The sequence below is a fragment of the Hymenobacter polaris genome, from assembly GCF_012927305.1.
Taxonomy (GTDB): Bacteria; Bacteroidota; Bacteroidia; order Cytophagales; family Hymenobacteraceae; genus Hymenobacter; species Hymenobacter polaris.
Genome location: NZ_JABBGH010000001.1, coordinates 535,665 through 554,417, shown reverse-complemented (window position 1 = coordinate 554,417; position 18,753 = coordinate 535,665). Strand labels below are relative to the sequence as shown.

Below are 18,753 nucleotides of genomic sequence, written 5' to 3'. Positions count from 1 at the left end.
CTTAACGGCAAATGAGCGCCGGATGTTGGGCCCAACTTAGCTTACTCTACCGGCCCGCCCTCCAAGTCGTGCTTATAAGCGCTAAAAGCCCGGAAAATCCCGCTGGCAATGGCTTTTTGGCCGGTGCGGCTGGCCAAGTAATTTTCTTCGGTCGGGTTGGTCAAGAAGCCCGACTCGACCAGCACCGAGGGCATGGTCGATTTCCAGAGCACGATGAAGCCCGCCTGCTTGACGCCTCGCGTAGCACGGCCCACCTTGGTGCGAAACGACTGGTCGATGCGCTGGGCCAGGCGCAGCGAATTGGTGATGTAGGCGCTCTGAAACAGCGAAAACAGGATGTGCGACTGCGGCGAGCGCGGGTCGAAGCCGTCGTAGCGGCTCTGGTAATCCTTCTCCTGCAGGATAACCGAGTTTTCGCGCTGGGCTACCCCTAGGTTGGCGTCGGTTTTGTGCAGGCCCATCGTCCACACCTCGGTGCCGTGGATGGGCCTAGGGCCGGCGTTGCAGTGCACCGAGATGAAGAGGTCGGCGTGGTTGCGGTTGGCAATGGCGGCGCGCTCGTCCAGCTCCACAAACACGTCGGTTTTGCGCGTGTAAATCACCCGCACGCCGGGCATCGAGTCCTCAATCTGCCGTCCCAGGTCTTTGATAATGGCCAGGGTCACGTCGGCCTCGTGGTTGTCTTGGCCCTGGCAGCCAATGTCTTTGCCGCCGTGCCCGGCATCGAGCACCACCGTACGCAGGCGATACCCGGTTGGGCGACCAGCGGGTAGCGGGTGGCGGGGCGCCTTTTTGCTGGCGGCCGGGGGCGCCGGGGCGGGCCGCTTGCCCCGCGGCAGCAGGCCTAGGGGCGAGCTACTGGCGAACAGCTGGCAGCTAACAGCTAGCAAAAACGCAATATTCCGCACGGCGGTCGTTGGGGGAAAAACGGGAGCCTAGGCAACCCTTAGCCGGGGGGCCAGCCTCTTATCTTTGTAGTAAGCCTCAAAAGTACTTCGCTCGGTGGCTTTAGTAAAATTGCTTTCTTTCAAGACGTTCTTTTCGGGGGTTGGCGGCAGCCAGGGGCCTAGGCTATTGCTGCTGCTGAGCCTGTGGCTGGGCCTGCTAGGCCTGGCTTTGCCGCGTGCCCAGGCCCAAACCACCACCGACACCACCCGCACGGTGGCCCACCCGCCCGTGCGCTTCATCACCCCCGACCCGAGCGCGCCCAAAGCGGCCCCGCCGCCCGGCGTGGCCGAGCCCGGCCGCCCCTCGTCGGGCGCGGCCTCGCGCCAGATTGCGCCCACCGCCATCGCCGATACCAGCCGGCGCGTGCGCGACTCGCTCAACGTGGTGATGCTCAAGCGCCGCAGCCAGGTGGAGACGGCCGTGAAGTACAAGGCCAAGGACTCGATTCAGTTCGACATCGACTCGAAAACGGCGCGACTCTACAATAAGTCGGCGGTTGATTATGGGGCGATGAGCCTGAACGCGGCGCTCATCACCGTTAACTACGGTGCCAACACGGTGCAGGCGGCCGGCCAGCGCGATACCGTCAAACACAAGCTAGTTGACACGCCCGTGATGAAAGATGAGGCGGGCACCTACCAGGCCGAGCGCATTGCCTACAACTTCAAAACTAAGAAGGGCAAGATTGGCCAGGTCATCACCAAGCAGGGCGAGGGCATCGTGCACGCCGAGGTGGTGAAGAAAATGCCCAACAATGACACCTACGGCCTGCGCGGGCGCTACACCACCTGCGACCTGGCCGACCCGCACTTCTACATCGAGGCCAAGAAGATGAAGGTGATTCCGGGCCAGAAAGTCATTACCGGACCCTTCCACATGGTTATTGCGGGCATTCCGCTGCCCATCGGGCTGCCGTTTGGCTACTTCCCCACGCCGCACAACGGGCGGGGCTCGGGCATCATCATCCCTACGTTTGGGCAGGGCGCGCAGCGGGGCTTTTCGCTCTCGAACGGCGGCTACTACTGGGCGCCCAACGACTACATCGGCGTGCGCCTGACGGGCGACATCTACGCCGGCAACGCCGACCGTTTCGGGGGCTGGGCCCTGAATGCCGACATCAGCTACCGCAAGCGCTACAAGTACACAGGTAGCTTCCGGCTATCGTTTGCCAACCAGCCGGTTACGCCCATCTTGAACACGACCACGGCGCTGAACAGCGACAACGTGTACGCCAATTCCATCAACACCTTCTGGATAAACTGGAGCCACACGCCCACGCCGCTGCCGGGCGGCGGCGTGTTCTCGGCCAGCGTGCAGGCAGGCTCCTCATCCTACAACCGCGTCAACACCCTCAATGCCCGCCAGCTGCTGTCGGCGGCCTTCAACTCCAACATCAGCTACAGCAAGCAGCTGCGGCGGCTGCCCATCAACTACTCGCTGCAAGCCTCGCAAACGCAGAACGTGCAAACGGGCGAGATGACCTTCACGCTACCCAACCTGAGCGTGGGCGTGGCCCGGCAGTATCCCTACCAGTGGTTCGGCATCAGCCCTAGGGGGCGCTGGTACGAGCAGTTTGCGGTGAGCTACAGCCTGGTGGGCCAAAACCGCATCAGCAACCTGGTACCCGTGACGACGCTCGCCAGCGGGCTGCCCCTGCTGGGCGGCAACTCGACGGCCTACTACCTACCCGTGAGCTTAAAAAGCGCGGGCAGCCTACTGCGCAATGCCCAAAACGGCTTGCAGCACCAGTTCCAGATTACGCTGCCCTCGGCGGCGGTGCTGGGCAATCACATCCAGATTCAGCCCAGCATCCAGTACGGCGAAACCTGGTACGCCAAAAGCCTCAGCTACAGCTATGAGCCGCTAGCCAAAGCCATCCGGGTAGATACCCTAGGGGGCTTCAACCGGGCCTACGCCGTGTCGGGCGGCGCCACGGCCACTACCAACTTCTACGGCACGGTCGTCTTCAAGGGCGACCACTACGTGAAGGCCATTCGCCACAAGGTGACCCCTAGCCTCAGTTATTCTTATTCGCCCGACCTATCGAAAAACGCGGCTTACCTCGCTTATAATCCTAACTCCGACTTCGTTAATCAAGTTAGTGACGCCTACTACGGCACGTCCCGCAACCGCAACCAGATTCTGGACCCGGCTCTATTTGCGCGCTACCAGGGCTTTGCCTACGGCACGCCCACTACCGCCGCGGTCAATCAGATTGCCTTCACCATCCAAAACCAGATTGAGATGAAGGTGCGCAACTCGCAGGACACCACCGGCAACCAGCCTACCCGCAAGGTGAGCCTCGCCGACGGCCTCGACGTAGCGGTATCCTATAATTTTGGGACGGGCCGGCGCGACGCGCGCGGCCGGCCGCTGGATACGCTCAAGCTTTCGCCCCTCACGCTCAACTACCGCGTGCAAATCGCCAAGAAGCTGAACGTCAACTTCACCAGCACGTTCATCTTTTACCAGCGCGACTCGACGGGCCGCCTCATCAACCGCTACCTCTGGGAGCAGAACAACAGCCGCCGCCTGGCCCGCATTGCCAGCGCCAACCTGAGCCTAGGCTACCAGTTTAACCCCGCCGCCCGGCCCAAAAAAGCCAGCAACGTGCCGCGCGCCACCGCCCCCACCAACGACCCGGTGCTGGGTACGCCGCTGCCCCCCTCCGTGTACGCCGACTATATCGACTTCGACATCCCGTGGGAGGCCACGGTGGCGTACACGGCCACCTACACCACCGCGCAGTACCAGCTGCGGCCGCTGCTTTACAACCAGTTACCCTTTTTATCGGGCAACTCCGTCACGGCCAGCGGCTCGGTCAAGCTCACTAAGGAGCTACGCCTGCAAAGCACCCTGAGCTTCGATTTAGTGAACAAAACCCTGCCCTACCCGCAAGTCAGCTTCTACCGTGACTTGCACTGCTGGCAGATTTCGGGTACCTGGACGCCGGTGGGGCCCTACCGCGGCTATTTCTTCACGCTGGCCGCCAAGAGCAGCCTGCTGCAAGACCTCAAGCTAAACCGCAACAAAACGATTCTGAACCGCTAGATTAAAAAAGAATGTCATGCTGAGCTTGCCGAAGCATCTCTACCACGCCGCCTAGGGGTCGTTCGGTAGAGATGCTTCGGCAAGCTCAGCATGACGTTCCTCTTTCCATAATTCTCTACTTCCCAAACTCAAACACTTCTTCGCGCACGAAAAGGTTGCCATCGGGGCGCAGCAGGGTGAGGTTGGCGATGGTAAGCTCTAGGTTGAAGGTCTGGTTGTTGAGGTAGCGCAGCACGGGGCCCAGCAGCTCGGGCGTGGTATCATGTAGGGCCAGCGAAATGTGGGGCAGCCACAGGTCGGGGGCGCTAAACTTGTCGGTGCGGGTGCACAGGGGCTGGGCCACTTCCAGCACCCGGTGGTGCAGGCTGTTGAGGTGGTCGGAGCGCAGCACCGGAATGTAAATCACGGGGCTGTCGCCCGGAAACATGCCCAGGCCAGTGGTGTGGGCCACAAACGGCTCCGAGATGGTAGCCACGGCCGCCAGCTTGTGCTTTAGCTCGTCGAGGTCGGTGGGCTCAACGAGCTGGTAGGTGAGGTGCGGCTCGGGCGTGGCCTGCACATCGGTCAAGCCAAATTCCTGCTCTAACCCCTTGATAATGGAATTGATGTGGTCGGAAGCGGGCGAGGCAAGGAGCGACGTAATAGCGAGCATTGGTGGGGGCGGCTCCGAAGGCGCGGGAGCGCGGTAAAGGTAAGGATTGGCGGGCGCGGGCAGGGCGCGGAGCTAGAAGCCACGCCGGGGCCTAGGAAGCGCCTAGCACCCTAGGCCCCGGCAACAGCCTAAAACTGCACCCGCGCCAGGGCAAACTGGCTAACGGCGGGGCTCTGCATCTTTTGCAGCGCATCGAGGTGCGAGTAGAGCACGTAGCTGGTAGTGCCCAGCAGCGGCAGCGTGGTGGGGTACACCGCGCCGGTGGCAAAGCTGCCCGTGCGGCTAACGCTGCCAAAGCCATCGGCGCTGGTCAGGCGATATACTTGGCCCTGGGCATTGCAGGCCACCAGCAGCGTCTGGTTGTCGTAGAGCTGCAAGCCGTCGTCGCCGCTCAGGTTGAGGCCGGTAGCGGTTACTTTACTAAAGCCGCTGGGGTTATTGATGGGCACTTTGAGCAGGGCGCCCTCGTCGGACTTGGCCACCAGCAGGTAGCCATCGGGGTGGTACACGATGCCGTTGAGGCCAAAAGTGCCCGCCGGCGCCCCTAGGGCCGCGTTTTCCAGAAAGACCGTAGCCGTGCCCTGGGTATCTACCTTGTAGATGAGCGGCGCGTAGCTGTCCGTCACGTAGGCGTTGCCCAGGTTATCGACGGCAATGTCGTTGGCGAAGTGGCCGGCGTAGGCGGGGCGCAGGCTGCCCAGGCTCACGTAGCTGAGCAGGGCGCCGGTGCTGCGGTTGAAGCTGGCCAGGCCTGCCAGCTTGCCCTTGGTGGTGGCGCTGGTGCGGGCGGTGTTGTAGCCGGGGTCCGACACGGCCGCTAGCAGGCGGCTGCGGGGCACGTCGAGGTTGAGGCCGATAGTAGATACCAGGCTGGCATCGTCGGCAAAGGCGGTGTAGTTGCCATCCAGGTCTACTTGCCCGATGCGGCCCGCCGTTTGGGAGCTGACCAAAAAGCGGCGGCTCTGGTTGTCGTACTGGCTGCCTTCGGGGTAAAGGCCAGCCTGAGTGAAGGTGACCTGCGTGGGGTACAGGTCGGGGGTCACGTCGTGGTCGCAGGCGGCGGCCAGGGGTAGCAGGGCGGCCAGCAGCAGGCGCGGGTAGGTAAAAGTAGGCATGGGAGCGAAGGGCATAGGAAGCGCAGGGCTGCTTACGCGCGGGGCGGGGGCTAGGGTTGGGGCTGGGTGAAAGTTGGGTTAAATCCGCCATTTGTCGAGCTGGCTTCCCCAACCGCCGATTGCACTTTCACCCAGGGCCGCAGCGCTCCACTTTTGACGCAGTAATCCGCTAATCCTCACCCCCTACTACTCGCTCACCCTTATGGAACGCAAAAACTTTTTGAAAAGCCTGCTCGCCGGGGCCGTCACGGCGCCGGCCCTGCTGGCTGCTTGCAGCAAAGACAGCGTATCGCCCACTTCCTCGTCGTCGGGCACCACCACCACGACCACCACGGGTGGCACCACTACTACCACGTCGGGCAGCTGCACCGAGGCGCCCACCGAAACCGAGGGGCCCTTCCCCACCCACACGCCGGCCAGCTACGTGCGCGCCAACATCACCGACGACCGCACGGGCTACAAGCTGACCATCAACATCAACGTAACCAATAGCAAGAGCAGCTGCGCCGCCCTGGCCGGCGCGCTGGTTGACATTTGGCACTGCGACGCGGCGGGCAACTACTCGGAGTATGGCGGCACCAGCATGCAAAGCACCAACTATACGAGCGTGCACTTTTTGCGCGGCCGCCAAACCACCGACAGCACCGGCTTGGTTTCGTTCACCAGCATCTTCCCCGGCTGGTACAGCGGCCGCGCCACCCACATCCACGTACACGTTTACAACGCCAGCGGCACCTCGCTGAAAGTGACGCAAATAGCCTTCCCCGAAGGCACCGGCTCGGCCGTGGCCGCCGTAAACGGCTACAGCAAGGGCCTGACTGGCTACACCACCAACGCCAACGACAACGTATTTAGCGACGGCTACAGCCTGGAGCTGGCTACCGTCACGGGCAACACCACCGACGGCTTCGTGCTCAATATCACGCTGGCCGTAGCCGCTTAGTTTAATTATGAGTTATGAGTTGGTTAAAGCGAGTATCAGCGAAGTAGCTAGCGCTGGGAAGGCCCTAGGCCGCAATCGTTGTGGTGCGCTCACCAGTTAGCAACAACTCATAACTTCCAGCCTATGCGCCGCGTCGTTCTCTGCTACCGCAAGCTCATTGATGCCCAGTCGGCCCGGCCCTGGGACCAACTCGTGTTTACCGACAGCTACCGCGAGCTGCGGCTGCAGGCCCAGCAGTTCAACCCCGCCGGGCAGCACCGCACCTTTGGCGAGCTGCTGCACCACGTGCCCGCCGCCGAGCGCCTGCACGGGCTGGTGAGCGGGGCCGTGCTGGGCTACCTGCGCCAGCTGGACGGCCTGGTGCCCGACCTGGCCGACAACCTGGGCCGGCGGTTTCTGCGGTTCGAAAATTTTCGGTTTGAAATCGTGAACTCCCATTTGCAGGACCAGAGCCAGCACCGCATAGCAATCAATTTTTTTACTGACCCGCTCTACTGGCACGAGCCGGCCCTAGGCCCCTTCCTGCTGCTAAGCCCGGCGCCCCCCGACGCAACCACCGGCGAGCAGCTTACGCACCTGCTGCAATTGCAGCCTTTCCTAGCTATTCACGCGCTGCTGCCCTAGGGCAACCTTGCTATCCGCACTTTACTTTTTGCGCCTTGCCTGCCCCCTTTCCTTCCGCCCGCATCTACCTGGCCGACCAACGCGGGCGGCTGGTTACGGCGCAGCAGCAGCGCCTGAGCACGCTCAACTTTGGCGCTTACGAGGCCGAAGGACGCGCGGCGTTCGGCCGCCTGCGCGCGTTCAATGAAGAATCGCTGGCGCCGGGGCAGGCCATTGCGCTGCCCGTGGCCGAGGCTACGCTGCTGGTGCTACTACCCATCACCGGGGCCGTGGGCTACCGGGTGCCGGCCGGCCCGGCCGGCACCGCCGACGTGGAGCAGGTGCTGGTGCTGCCCCTGCCGGCGGGCAGCACGGTGCACCTGCACAACCCCTACGACGACGCAGTTATCACCTTTTTGCACCTTTGGCTGGCGCCCGCCGCCGTGCCCGCTGCCGCGCGCACGTTCACCTATAGCTTTGGGCAGCTCAACAACCAATTGGCCAAGCTGGTGCCCCTAGGGGGGGCGCTGCCAGCTGGGCTGCACCTGGGCTGCTTCCAGGGCCGCTGCGAGGCCGAGTATACTACCCAGCCAGGTGGTAACCAGCTATTTGCCTTTGTACTAGCGGGCGCTTTTGAGCTGCAAAACCGTTTGCTCCACGCTGGCGATGGCCTGGGCCTAACGCACTGCGCCCAAGTTGAGCTGGAAGCCCTTAGTAACAATGCGCTGGTACTACTGCTGGAGCTAGCCCCCTAGGGCAACGGCGAAGCAGGACCGGACATCGCGCCAAGTCGGCAGGCTACTTGCGGGTTTGGGCTGCCCTTGCTGCGCAGGGGGCTAACTGACTGCCAGGAAATTTTCCTGCCTTTGGTAGTGTTTTAAGCTGCTGCCCTCGCCCGATTGTACCTTTGCCTCGCCTTTATGGCGGGCGGACTGCTGGAATTAGGCAGCTGCTTTCAACCAGCTACTTCGGCCGCTGCGGCCCCACGGATGATTTCTATTTCCAACCTCGACTTTCACTTCGGCTCGCGTACCCTCTACGACGGGGCCAACCTGCACATCAAGCCCAAAGACAAGATTGGCCTGGTGGGCCTCAACGGCACTGGCAAATCGACCTTGCTGCGCCTGCTGGTGGGCGAGTACAAGCCCGACGGCGGCTCCATCTCCATGAGCAAGGAGGTGAGCCTGGGCTTCCTCAACCAGGATTTGCTGAGCTACGACACCCACGAGAGCATTCTCAACGTGGCCCTGCAGGCCTTTGAGGAGGCGCTGGCGCTGCAAACCAAGATTGACGAGGTGCTGGCCGAGTTCGAAACCGACTACCGCGACGAGCTGGTGGACAAGCTGGCCACCCTGCAGGAGCGCTTTGAGGCCCTAGGCGGCTACACCATGCAAGCCAAGGCCGAGGAGATTTTGGAGGGCCTGGGCTTCACCACCGAGGAGTTACAAAAACCGCTCAAGACGTTTTCGGGCGGCTGGCGCATGCGCGTGATGCTGGCCAAGATTCTGCTGCAACAGCCCTCGCTGCTGCTGCTCGACGAGCCCACCAACCACCTGGACCTGCCCTCCATTAAGTGGATTGAGAACTACCTGGCTGGCTATGAGGGCGCGGTAATCATCGTGAGCCACGACCGCGAGTTTCTGGATGGCACCACCAACACCACCGTGGAGGTGAGCGGCGGCAAGCTCAACCCCTACGCCGGCAACTACTCGTTCTACCAAGAGGAGAAGGTGTTGCGCACCGAGATTCAGCAGGGCGCCTACGACAACCAGCAGGCCGCCATCAAGCAGGCCGAGCGCTTCATCGAGCGCTTCAAGGCCAGCGCCAGCAAGGCCAAGCAGGCCCAGAGCCGCATCAAGGCCCTCGACAAGCTGGAGCGCATCGACGCCGTGGCGCCCGATGCCGCCAAGGTGAATTTCAAGTTTAATTTTACCCAGCAGCCCGGCCGCCACATCCTGCGCATGGAGCACGTGGGCAAAAGCTACGGCGAGAAGCTCATCTTCCGCGATACGCACGTGCACATCGAGCGGGGCGACAAGATTGCCCTCATCGGCGCCAACGGCAAGGGCAAATCGACGCTGATGCGCCTGGTGGCCGGGGCCGAGCAGCCCACCGCCGGCCGGCACCAGCTGGGCCACAACGTGATTATGGCCTTCTACGCCCAGCACCAGCTCGAAAGCCTAACGGTGGAAAACGAGATTTTGCAGGAGATGAACGAGGCCGGTAGCCGCCGCAACGAGATGGAGCTGCGCACGGTCCTAGGGTCGTTTTTGTTTACCGGCGACGAAGTATATAAGAAAATCAAGGTGCTGAGCGGGGGTGAGAAAAGCCGCGTGGCGCTGGCCAAAACCCTGATTTCGGAGGCCAACTTCCTGCTGCTCGACGAACCGACCAACCACCTGGATATGCAGTCGGTGAACATCCTCATTCAGGCGCTAGAGCAGTACGAGGGCACGTTCATCGTCATCAGCCACGACCGCTACTTCGTGGAGAACGTGGCCACTAAAATCTGGTACATCGAGGACTTCCAGCTGAAGGAATACCCCGGCACCTACCACGAGTACGAGCAGTGGCAGGACGAGCGCGCCAAGGCCGCCAAGGCCAACGGCAGCAGCCAGCCAGCCGCTAAGCCGGCGCCCAAGAAAGTAGAGTCAACGCCCGCGCCCACCATCAACAAAACGCCCTCGCCCGACCAGAAAAAGGCCCTCAAGGAGCTGGCCGAGGTAGAAGCCAGCATCGACAAAGCCGAGAAGGAGCTGGCCGTGTACGAGAAGCAACTGGCCGACCCCAAGATTTACGGCAACGCCGCCCAGCTCAAGGACGCCACCGTGAAATTTGAGCAGGTGAAGAAGGAGCTAGCCCGCCTCAACGACCGCTGGGAGATGCTGGCCGAGATGTAGCACTAGGGCCATTTTCAACAAAAAAGCCCCGTCAGCTACTGCTGACGGGGCTTTTTAATGAAGGTAAGACTCTGCGCTTACTGTAAAATTTTTATCGGTAAGTAAACGCTTTTTACGGAGTAACGCAAGCAGGTGAGTGGCTTCTGCTTCGGCAACTCCGCTAGCAAAATTTACTGTTTGCAAGCCGTAGTCGAACCGGATAATACCGATGCCCCTAGGAGTAGTTAGGTTGAAACGCCAGCTTACTTCTGTTTGGTCATAGGCAGGGTCTTGTACACGTAGGTTCTGAATATCTTGTAAGGCGTAGAGTTTTGGTTTGGCAAACGTTTAATCAGTTTTGCAAGTGCTAGTGCGAAACCGCCTTGAGCCCGATAATGGAGCTAATGAGCGTAGTGAGAAAGAACAGCCGCCAGAACGTGGCTGGGTCCTTAAACACCAGGATGCCCATGAGGGCCGTGCCGACCGCGCCAATGCCCGTCCACACCGCGTAGGCCGTGCCAATGGGCAGGTTTTGGGCGGCTTTTACTAGCAGCACCATGCTGATGGTGAGCGCCAGCAGGAAGCCGCCGTACCACCAGTACACCTCCGTGCCCACCGCCTGCTTGGCCTTGCCCAGGCAAGAGGCAAACGCCACTTCGCACAGGCCGGCAATCACTAAAATAAACCAATCCATCGGCTATAATTTTCACGCGGCACCACCTCTACATTTCGGCGGGCGCCGCTGGGCAAAGCTACCGCGTGCCCACGCCCCACTGCTGGCTGGCTGGGCCATGGGCACGCGGGGCCACCCTAGGGTCGCTATTTCACTTTCTTATCCAAGAACTCGAAGATGGCTTGGTAGGCGTTGGCTAGCTCGGCCGCGCTGGGGCTGTGCTGGCCGTCGGGCACAAACAGCACCTCGTTTTTCTGCGGGTTCTGCTTGAGCAGGGCCACAAATTTCTCAAACGTGACGGGCGGCACCTGGTCGTCCTTTCCGCCTTGCCAGATGAAGAACGGCGGGTCGTTCTTATCGAAGTAGGTGATGGGCTCGAATTTACGGATGTAGTCCTTGGGCGCGTAGTCGGTGGTTTCCGGGAAGAGGGCCACGCCGATGGCCTTCATCACGGGCACGTCGTTGCTCATAAATACCTTCTCTACCACGTCTAGGCCGTCCACCGGCCCCGAGAAATTGACGACGCCCGCGATTTTTAGCCCGCTGTCCAGCTTGGGCGTATAGGCCGGGTCGTTGGCCGTGACGGCTACTAGGCTGGCAATGTGCGCCCCGGCCGAGAAGCCCGTCACGATTATCCGGCTCAAATCTAGGTGGTAGGTGGCGTTGTTAGCTTGCAGGAAGTTCAGGGCATACGTCAGGTCTTCCGTAGCCAGCGGCACCCCGCGCTTAATGCGGTAGTTCATATTCACCACGTTCAGTCCCTTTTTTAGGTAGGGCTGAATGTAGCGCTCCTCCCGCGTCTTATCGCTGACGTAGTAGCCACCCCCGTGCAGGAAAACGATAGTGTAGTTCTTCTGTTTCAGGTGGTTGGCCGTGGGCGACAGGTACATGTCGAGCTTCTGCTCCGGGTCGGCGCCGTAGGCCACGTCCTTGGTTACGCGGTAGGCCGCCTGCATCTGCGCGGGCGTTTGGTCGGGCACCCGCGCCAGCTGCACGGCGCACGAAGTCAGCAGCAACGCCGCGCCGAGCGGGAGGTAGTAGAGAATGTTAGTCATAATAGGCAGGAGGCAGGCTGAGCGGCGGCAACCTTGCCGGCCAAGCACTCGCTCCTAACGACGCAGCGCCGCCCGGAAGGTCGCACCGCCTCACTTAATCGCTGGCCACTTAGCCGCAGAGCCGCCCTAGGCAATGGGCAGCCGGCTAGCCGGCTTACTTACCCGAGTTCCACACCAGGATGGTGCAGCCCTCGGAGCCGGCGGGGCTGCTGGCGCGGTGCTCGGAGCCGGGCGGGTAGTAGAGGTAGGCGCCAGCCGGAAACTCGCGGCCATTCTCCACGCCGGGGTCGCAGTAGGTGCCGGCCACCACAAACACCTCGTCGGGGGTAGCGTGGCTATGCTGCGGGTAAGTGCGGCCGGCCTCTATTTTGATAAGCACGCGCTTCTCGCCCGGCTCGGCGCGCAGGCTGGTACGGGTCACACCTTCGCTCACCTGCTCCCAGGTTTGTGAGGAGCTTTCCTTAACTGTCACAGAAGTCATAGTTGAACTGATTGCCGAGTCGCTTACAGCCAACTAAACCAGTTTGCCGCATTAGGGTTTGGCAGGGCCACAGTGCGCTACCAGCCCCTAGCCCTCCTGGCAGCTCGCAGCTGTTACCTCAAATTAATCAGGCCTTTGAAGAACTGAATGCCGCCCACGATGATGGCGCCCCAGAAAATAAAGCCACTATCGGCCACCGTCAGGGCCACGCCCCCGGCGCACCAGAGGCCGCCGTGCAGCAGGTCCTTCCTGGCCCGGGCCTGTTCTACGTCGCGTAGCTCGATTTCTAAATTACTGACTACCACGGCGGCGCTTTCCGCATCGAGGCCTTGGGTAATGAGTAATTGCCTTACCTCGGCCGAGTTTTTTTTCATCTTCACGAGCAGGTTGGCCGCATAGGCATACACGTGGTTTACAAACTCCTGGCTGGCAGGCTGGCTAGCTTCCATCTTATTGATTAGAGGCAAAAGTATATTTCAGTGCCTTGATGGTCAGTAAGTAAGCAAATTACTACGGCTACCAGCTACGGTCAACTTTTACCTTATCAATTCACCTTTTCCACCAGCTGCCCCCTAGGGCGGTGGCCTGGTGCGAAGCGGTGAGCCCGCGGCCGGGCTCTTTACAAAATCTGGCAAAACTCCAGTCGCTCGCCATCGGGTCCGGCAATGTTAAAAAACCGGCACCCGCGGTCCCAGAAGTTCAGGAAGCTAGGCTGCGGCTCGAGCATGGTAAACCCCGCCGCCTGCAGCGTGGCGTAGGCTTCGTCAATGTCGTCCACATCAAAGGCGATGTGGTCGATGCGGCCATCACCGCGCTGCTTTACCCGGCTTAGCTCGGGTTCGGGCAGCTGGTACAGCTCCAGCGTCAAGTCGCCGCGCCGCAGCATCAGCACTTGGCCTAGCCCCCCTTCGTGCGGAAAGGTGGCCTCCATGACTACCTCAAAGCCAAGCCGCTGGTAAAATGCCCGCGACGTTTCCAGGTGCGTAACGGGTAGCCCGATATGTTGCAGACGATTGATTTTTAAGTTCATAGTTAACTAGGGGAAGTAGGCTGAAGGTAGGCCGGGCGGGCGGCGCGCGGGCCCGGCTAGTTGGCGAATGTAGGGCCTAGGGCCGCCGCGCCTGGCGCGCTGGCTAGTACTTTCGCTCCATGCGCTTTCGCCTCCTCTCCTACCCTAGCCTGCTGCTGGCAGCCGGCTGCGTGCCGCTGGGTACTCCCATCACCAACCCTAGCTTGCCGGCCAGCCAGCAGGGGCAGCCGGTGGCCGCCCGCGCCGCCCAGCCTCTGCGCTACTACGACTACATCTACAATCCTAGCGTGCGCAGCGTGCAGTGCTACGTGCCTACTACTCAGGTCAATGATATTCTGAACCCGCCCATCGTGCCGCTCAGCCAGGAGCAGCCCATCACCCTGGAATTTGACTTGCTGGGCAACCAGGCCCCGCGCCTCACGGCCAAGCTCATTCACTGCGACCTGGGCTGGCAGCCTTCGCAGCTGATTGACACGCAGTTTCTAAACCAGATAAACGAGTTTACGCTCACCGACTACCAGATTTCGGTGAACACCAAGGTGCCCTACTACCACTTCCGCTGGCAGATGCCGCGCGTGCAGTTGAGCGGCAACTACCTGGTGGTAGTGCAAAACCAGGCCGGGCAGCCGCTGGTGTCGCGCCGGGTGCTAGTGTATGAAAACCAGGTAATTGCCACCCTGGAGCAGGGCGTGCTGGCCGGCGGCGTGGATGCGCGCTACGCCTACCAGCAGGTCAATTTTCGCATCAACTACAGCGCCGTGGAGCTGGTGAACCCCGCCGTGGAGGTGCACGCCGTGCTGCGCCAGAACTTCCGCTGGGACAATGCCCGCTACAACCTGCGCCCCACCTTCGTGCGCGATGCCGAGCGCGTGCTGGAATACCAGTATTTCAATTACGAAAACGCCTTTCCGGGCCTGAGCGAGTACCGCTACTTCGACACCCGCTCGCTGCAAGCCAATGGCCTAGGGGTGGGCCGGCTGCTGCGCCAGGCCAGCCCCGTGCAGGTCGATTTGGTGCCCGAGGCCAGCCGCAACGGCTTGGCCTACAACGCCTACGTGGATGCCAACGGCCAGCGCGTGTTCGACAACCGCGAGTATGGCAACGGGGCCGTAAATGGCGACTACGCCCAGGTGAGCTTCACGCTCAATGCCCCGCAGCCGGTGGCCGGGCCGGTGTACATCTTTGGGACCCTCAGCGACTGGCAGCTCAAGGATGAGCTGCGGCTGCGCTACGACTCGGTGCAGCAGCGCTACGTGGGGCAGGCACTGCTTAAGCAGGGATATTACAATTATGACTACGCCGTGCCACCCAAGACTGCCGGGGCCCCGGCCGATGAGATAACCTTTGAGGGCACCCACCAGGAAACCGAAAACCAGTACGATTTGCTGGTGTATTACCGCCCGCCGGGCACCCGCGCCGACCTGCTGATTGCCTATCAAAGCATCGACCTCAACAAGCGCTAGGGCCCTAGGGCCCTACTCAAGCCCAAGCCAGCCCGCGAGAAATAGATGGGTCGGCTTGGGTTTGAGCGCACTAATACTAACGTGTGTTAGCCATGAATTTTAGCTTCTCGCCCTAAACGAGCGAGAAGCTTTTTTATTGTAGCGCTAATCGATAAAATAGGCCATTTACAAACGGAAAAACCTTCCTAATAATTTTAGTTTTCGGGCTAATTTTCGTATCTTTGGGTATGCGTAAGACACAGCTTCCAACTCCCCTGCCCGTACAACAGTTTGCCCGCTGCATCGACGATACCAACCGGCCCGCTGGCTACGTGGGCGAATGGCCCCAGGCCGGCCGGGTGTACCCCGTGCGCACCCAGCGCTACGGCCGCACCGGCGAGCGCCAGGTGAAAGTACTAGGCTTTTACTCCGAGCACCCCGGCGGCGCGTTTCCCGCCCAGCGCTTCGAGCCCATTGCTACGCTGTGGATGAACTAACCTTGTAAATGTGAAAATGAAGAGGGATGTAAGCGATGTAGAAATGTTTTAGAACAACATTTCTACATCGCTTACATCCCTCTTCATTTTCACATTTATTCGACTACCTGCGCGGCCACGTCGAAGTCGGCGCTGGGCGCCTGGGGGTTCATCTGGGCCAGGGCGGCTACTACAATTTCGGCTATCAGCAGGTCGCGCAGCTTCTTATCGTTGGCCGGCACCACGTACCAGGGCGCGTCGGGCGTGGAAGTGGCCGTCAGAGCTTCCTGAAAGGCCACCTGGTATGAATCCCACAGCTGGCGCTCTTTGAGGTCGCCGGGCTCAAATTTCCAGCGCTTCTTCGGGTTGTCGAGGCGGGCTTGCAGGCGGCGGGCCTGCTCGTCTTTGGAAATGTGCAGAAAAAACTTGAGGACGCGGGTGCCGTTGCGGGTCAGCAGCTGCTCAAAATTATTGATGTCTTGGTAGCGCTGCTGCCACACGTAGGGCTCAATCTGGCCGTGCACGCGCGTCACGAGCACGTCTTCGTAGTGCGAGCGGTTGAAGACGCCAATGTGGCCGCGGCCGGGCGTGCGCTGGTGAATGCGCCACAAAAAGTCGTGGTTCAGCTCCTCCTCGCTGGGGCGCTTGAAGGCAGCTACCTCCACCCCGGCCGGGTTCACGCCCGTCAGCAGCACCCGAATGGTGCCGTCCTTGCCGCCCGTGTCGATGGCCTGAAACACCAATAGCAGGCTGCGGCGGTGCTCGGCGTACAGCTTCTCCTGGTAGTCGCTCAGCTGCTTATGTAATTCGTGGGTGCGCTTTTTGAGTTTTTTCTTGTGCTGAACGGAAGGAGCCGGGTCGATGTCGGCCAGGCGCAGGGGCTGGCCGGGGCGCACGAGGGTAGCGGCCGGGGCCACCGAGGCATCGGCGGCGGAGTGGGAAGAAGCCATTAAAACGGGTAGCCGCGTAAAAGTGAAAAGCGGCCAAACTATTAAACGAAAAACTGCCTCCGTAACGTTGTGCTACCACTGCGCAGCGGCCCGCCCGGCGGGCATTTTTGGCGCCGAAATTGCGTTTGCTGGTTGTGCTTTCCCCTTTCCTCATGGCTTCCCTCTCCCGCTTTTTCCGCCGGCTGGCTGCGGCGGCCAGCTTACCGGCCTTGCTGCTGGGCGCGGCCCTAGGCCCCGCCGCCGCCCAAACCCCGGCCACCGACCTGCCCGCCAGCCAGGCAGTCGGCATCATCAAGGAAATAACTGACGCCGTAGGCCTGCAGCCGCGCTTCGAGCTGCGCGCCACGCCGCTCGTTGACAACGCGGCGGCCGTGGTGTACAACGGCCGGCGCTACCTGCTCTACAACCCCACCTTTCTGGCGTCGGTGAACCGCGCCGGGCGCACCGACTGGGCGGGCATTAGTATTCTGGCCCACGAGATGGGGCACCACCTCAACGGCCATACCCTGCGCGGCGGCGGCTCGCAGCCGGAGGATGAGCTGGAGGCCGATGAGTTTTCGGGCTTCGTGCTGCGCCGCCTAGGGGCCAGCTTGGCCCAGGCGCAGGCCGCCCTGGCCGCCGTGTGCCCCGAGCAAGGCTCGGCCACGCACCCCGGCCGCGCCCCGCGCCTGGCCGCCATCAGCCAGGGCTGGATGCGCGCCCAAACCCAGATTGCGGCCACTGCTGGCCCTGGCGCCACGCAGCCTTCGGCCGCGCCGGTGGTGCTGGCCGCGGTAGCTAGCCCCGCTCCGGCCCCCGCCCCAGTAGCTACGCTGGCCCGCACGGGGGCCGCCGCGCCCATGAGCCTGGTGGGCCAGCTCACCTTCCGCGACAATCCTGAAGCGCCGTTTTATTTAACCAGCCAGCTAACGGTGGTGCGCCTGCCCGAGGCCGATGACGACACCGAGGCAGCCAACCGCCTGGCTCAGGCCGAGGTAGTGGGCCGCCTGCACCGCACCGGCGATGCCGCGTTTCCCTTCATTCTGGAAGATAGCCGGCGGCACAAGTTGTTCGTCAACGCGCGCGGCGACGTATATAACTCAAGCGGCCAGCGCGTAGCTGAGTTGCACGATTGAGTGAGTAATGAATTAAAAAGAACGTCCTGCTCAGCTGACGTCCGCTTGCCGAAGCATCTCTACCGCGCCCCTAGGGTATGTCGTTCGGTAAAGATGCTTCGGCAAGCGGACGCCAGCTGAGCAGGACGTTCTTTTTAATTCATAGTTCATAACTTATAATTCATAATTAAACAGGATGCCCGAGTTACCCGAGGTTGAAACCTACCGGCGATTTATTGAGGAAGTGGCCGTGGGCCAAACGATTACCGGCCTCGACGTGCGCGACAAGCACGTGCTGGCCGTGCCCGAGGAGGAGCTGCGCGCCGCCCTGGTGGGCCGCACCATTACCGGCACTAGCCGGCTGGGCAAAAACTGCTTCGTGGAGTTGGATAGTGGCCGATTGCTGGTGCTGCACTTCGGCATGACGGGCGATATTGGCGCCTTCCGCGACGCGCCCGATGCCCCGCGCTTTACCCGCGTGGCCTGGCAGCTGGCCGACTCGGGCCTGAACCTGGCCTTTATCGACCCGCGCAAGTTTGGCCGCATCCGGCTGGCCGACAGCGCCGAAGCCTACCAGAAAGCCAAGAAGCTAGGGCCTGATGCGCTGCAAATAACCGCCGCCGAGCTGCACCAGAAGCTCAGCCGCCGCAAGGTGTTTGTGAAGCCACTGCTGCTCGACCAGAGCCTGACCGCTGGCCTCGGCAACTGGATAGTGGACGAGGTACTATTCCAGGCCAAGATTCATCCCGAGCGCTTAGGCAACTCGTTGACGGACAAAGAAACAACGGCCCTGCACGCAGCCATTCAGCTGGTGCTGAAAACAGCTATTCAGCACGAAGCCAACTACCGCCATTTTCCCAAGTCCTTCCTCATTCACGCCCGCGAGTGGGACGAGTCGGCCACGCCCGGCACCGATGCGCACGAACACTGCCCCAGGCACCCGCGCACCCGGATTGAGAAGTTTTACGTGGGCGGCAGGGCCACCTATATCTGCCCCAAGTGCCAGCCGGCCCCGCCCGCAACGGCCTAGGGTAGTTAGCAGGGGGCTAGTGCATATTACCTAAGTTACTCATTACCATATAGCTGCACGCGCCAAAACCGATAAGCAGCACCAGCAGCGCGCTCAAAAAGTAGGGGGCGGGCTGGCGGCCCAGGTGGGTGAAGCCCAGAACAAGGTTTACCACTACCTGCACCCCATAGATACCGGCAAACAGAAAGGCGCTGCCGCCCTGGGTGCTGGGCGCCAGGGCCCCTAGGAGCACCGCCGCCGCCAGCACGCCCAGCAGATTGTTGCGCAGCACATGGTTGGCGGGAGTTGGCTGGTGGGGTTCCATAGTCGGCCAGGATAAAGCGGTGGTAGC

19 protein-coding genes are annotated in these 18,753 nt (G+C 61.6%); 9 read left to right on the top strand and 10 right to left on the bottom strand.

Features of this window, described 5'->3' with window-relative positions; genetic code table 11:
- Positions 1-41: 41 nt before the first annotated feature.
- A complete protein-coding gene (locus HHL22_RS02360; RefSeq protein WP_317172617.1) occupies positions 42-908 on the bottom strand; it encodes an N-acetylmuramoyl-L-alanine amidase family protein in 867 nt (288 codons plus the stop codon).
- Between the two features lie 109 nt (positions 909-1,017).
- Between HHL22_RS02360 and HHL22_RS02355 the strand changes: the two genes are divergently transcribed.
- Positions 1,018-3,999 (top strand): putative LPS assembly protein LptD, encoded by a 2,982-nt coding sequence (locus tag HHL22_RS02355; protein WP_169529365.1) that lies wholly within the window; start codon positions 1,018-1,020, stop codon positions 3,997-3,999.
- A 115-nt stretch (positions 4,000-4,114) separates the two neighbouring features.
- On the opposite strand, the gene HHL22_RS02350 is transcribed toward HHL22_RS02355, so the two are convergent.
- Together HHL22_RS02350 and HHL22_RS02345 are read right to left on the bottom strand one after the other, a co-directional pair.
- Positions 4,115-4,651 (bottom strand): 2'-5' RNA ligase family protein, encoded by a 537-nt coding sequence (locus HHL22_RS02350; protein ID WP_169529364.1) that lies wholly within the window; start codon positions 4,649-4,651, stop codon positions 4,115-4,117.
- A 128-nt stretch (positions 4,652-4,779) separates the two neighbouring features.
- Positions 4,780-5,766 (bottom strand): hypothetical protein, encoded by a 987-nt coding sequence (locus HHL22_RS02345; protein ID WP_169529363.1) that lies wholly within the window; start codon positions 5,764-5,766, stop codon positions 4,780-4,782.
- A gap of 202 nt (positions 5,767-5,968) precedes the next feature.
- Here HHL22_RS02345 and HHL22_RS02340 point away from each other — a divergent pair, with 202 nt between their 5' ends.
- From HHL22_RS02340 to HHL22_RS02325, 4 genes are all read left to right on the top strand, one after another.
- Positions 5,969-6,709 (top strand): dioxygenase family protein, encoded by a 741-nt coding sequence (locus HHL22_RS02340; RefSeq protein WP_169529362.1) that lies wholly within the window; start codon positions 5,969-5,971, stop codon positions 6,707-6,709.
- A gap of 123 nt (positions 6,710-6,832) precedes the next feature.
- Entirely contained in the window at positions 6,833-7,333 is a 501-nt protein-coding gene (locus HHL22_RS02335) for a hypothetical protein (RefSeq protein ID WP_169529361.1), read from the top strand.
- Between the two features lie 35 nt (positions 7,334-7,368).
- On the top strand, positions 7,369-8,067 hold the full coding sequence (locus tag HHL22_RS02330) for a pirin family protein (RefSeq protein ID WP_169529360.1): 699 nt from the start codon (positions 7,369-7,371) through the stop codon (positions 8,065-8,067).
- 234 nt (positions 8,068-8,301) lie between these two features.
- Positions 8,302-10,212 carry an ABC-F family ATP-binding cassette domain-containing protein gene (locus HHL22_RS02325; RefSeq protein WP_169529359.1) on the top strand — a complete coding sequence of 637 codons (1,911 nt, stop codon included), beginning with the start codon at positions 8,302-8,304 and terminating at the stop codon, positions 10,210-10,212.
- Between the two features lie 346 nt (positions 10,213-10,558).
- Here the strand turns inward: HHL22_RS02325 and HHL22_RS02320 are convergent, their stop codons facing one another.
- The 5 genes from HHL22_RS02320 to HHL22_RS02300 all read right to left on the bottom strand — a co-directional run bounded on the left by HHL22_RS02320 (position 10,559) and on the right by HHL22_RS02300 (position 13,430).
- A complete protein-coding gene (locus tag HHL22_RS02320; RefSeq protein ID WP_169529358.1) occupies positions 10,559-10,885 on the bottom strand; it encodes a DMT family transporter in 327 nt (108 codons plus the stop codon).
- Between the two features lie 125 nt (positions 10,886-11,010).
- Entirely contained in the window at positions 11,011-11,919 is a 909-nt protein-coding gene (locus HHL22_RS02315; protein ID WP_169529357.1) for an alpha/beta hydrolase, read from the bottom strand.
- Between the two features lie 154 nt (positions 11,920-12,073).
- Positions 12,074-12,400 carry a cupin domain-containing protein gene (locus HHL22_RS02310; protein WP_169529356.1) on the bottom strand — a complete coding sequence of 109 codons (327 nt, stop codon included), beginning with the start codon at positions 12,398-12,400 and terminating at the stop codon, positions 12,074-12,076.
- Positions 12,401-12,513: 113 nt separating this feature from the next.
- Positions 12,514-12,849, bottom strand: coding sequence for a hypothetical protein (locus HHL22_RS02305; RefSeq protein WP_169529355.1), 336 nt, complete (start codon positions 12,847-12,849; stop codon positions 12,514-12,516).
- Between the two features lie 170 nt (positions 12,850-13,019).
- A complete protein-coding gene (locus HHL22_RS02300) occupies positions 13,020-13,430 on the bottom strand; it encodes a VOC family protein (RefSeq protein ID WP_169529354.1) in 411 nt (136 codons plus the stop codon).
- 119 nt (positions 13,431-13,549) lie between these two features.
- Here HHL22_RS02300 and HHL22_RS02295 point away from each other — a divergent pair, with 119 nt between their 5' ends.
- The gene (locus HHL22_RS02295) at positions 13,550-14,893 is read left to right on the top strand and encodes a type IX secretion system plug protein (RefSeq protein ID WP_169529353.1); all 1,344 of its coding nucleotides are present in this window, start codon (positions 13,550-13,552) and stop codon (positions 14,891-14,893) included.
- A gap of 227 nt (positions 14,894-15,120) precedes the next feature.
- Positions 15,121-15,369: a hypothetical protein gene (locus tag HHL22_RS02290; RefSeq protein WP_169529352.1), complete on the top strand. Its 249-nt coding sequence runs from the start codon at positions 15,121-15,123 to the stop codon at positions 15,367-15,369.
- Between the two features lie 95 nt (positions 15,370-15,464).
- Here the strand turns inward: HHL22_RS02290 and HHL22_RS02285 are convergent, their stop codons facing one another.
- Complete coding sequence (locus HHL22_RS02285) at positions 15,465-16,298, bottom strand: polyphosphate kinase 2 family protein (RefSeq protein WP_169529351.1); 834 nt, start codon at positions 16,296-16,298, stop codon at positions 15,465-15,467.
- A 152-nt stretch (positions 16,299-16,450) separates the two neighbouring features.
- Here HHL22_RS02285 and HHL22_RS02280 point away from each other — a divergent pair, with 152 nt between their 5' ends.
- Together HHL22_RS02280 and mutM are read left to right on the top strand one after the other, a co-directional pair.
- Positions 16,451-17,413, top strand: coding sequence for a membrane-binding protein (locus HHL22_RS02280; RefSeq protein ID WP_169529350.1), 963 nt, complete (start codon positions 16,451-16,453; stop codon positions 17,411-17,413).
- Positions 17,414-17,588: 175 nt separating this feature from the next.
- The gene (gene mutM / locus HHL22_RS02275) at positions 17,589-18,422 is read left to right on the top strand and encodes a DNA-formamidopyrimidine glycosylase (protein ID WP_169529349.1); all 834 of its coding nucleotides are present in this window, start codon (positions 17,589-17,591) and stop codon (positions 18,420-18,422) included.
- A gap of 16 nt (positions 18,423-18,438) precedes the next feature.
- Here the strand turns inward: mutM and HHL22_RS02270 are convergent, their stop codons facing one another.
- Positions 18,439-18,726, bottom strand: coding sequence for a hypothetical protein (locus HHL22_RS02270; RefSeq protein ID WP_169529348.1), 288 nt, complete (start codon positions 18,724-18,726; stop codon positions 18,439-18,441).
- Positions 18,727-18,753 lie beyond the last annotated feature (27 nt).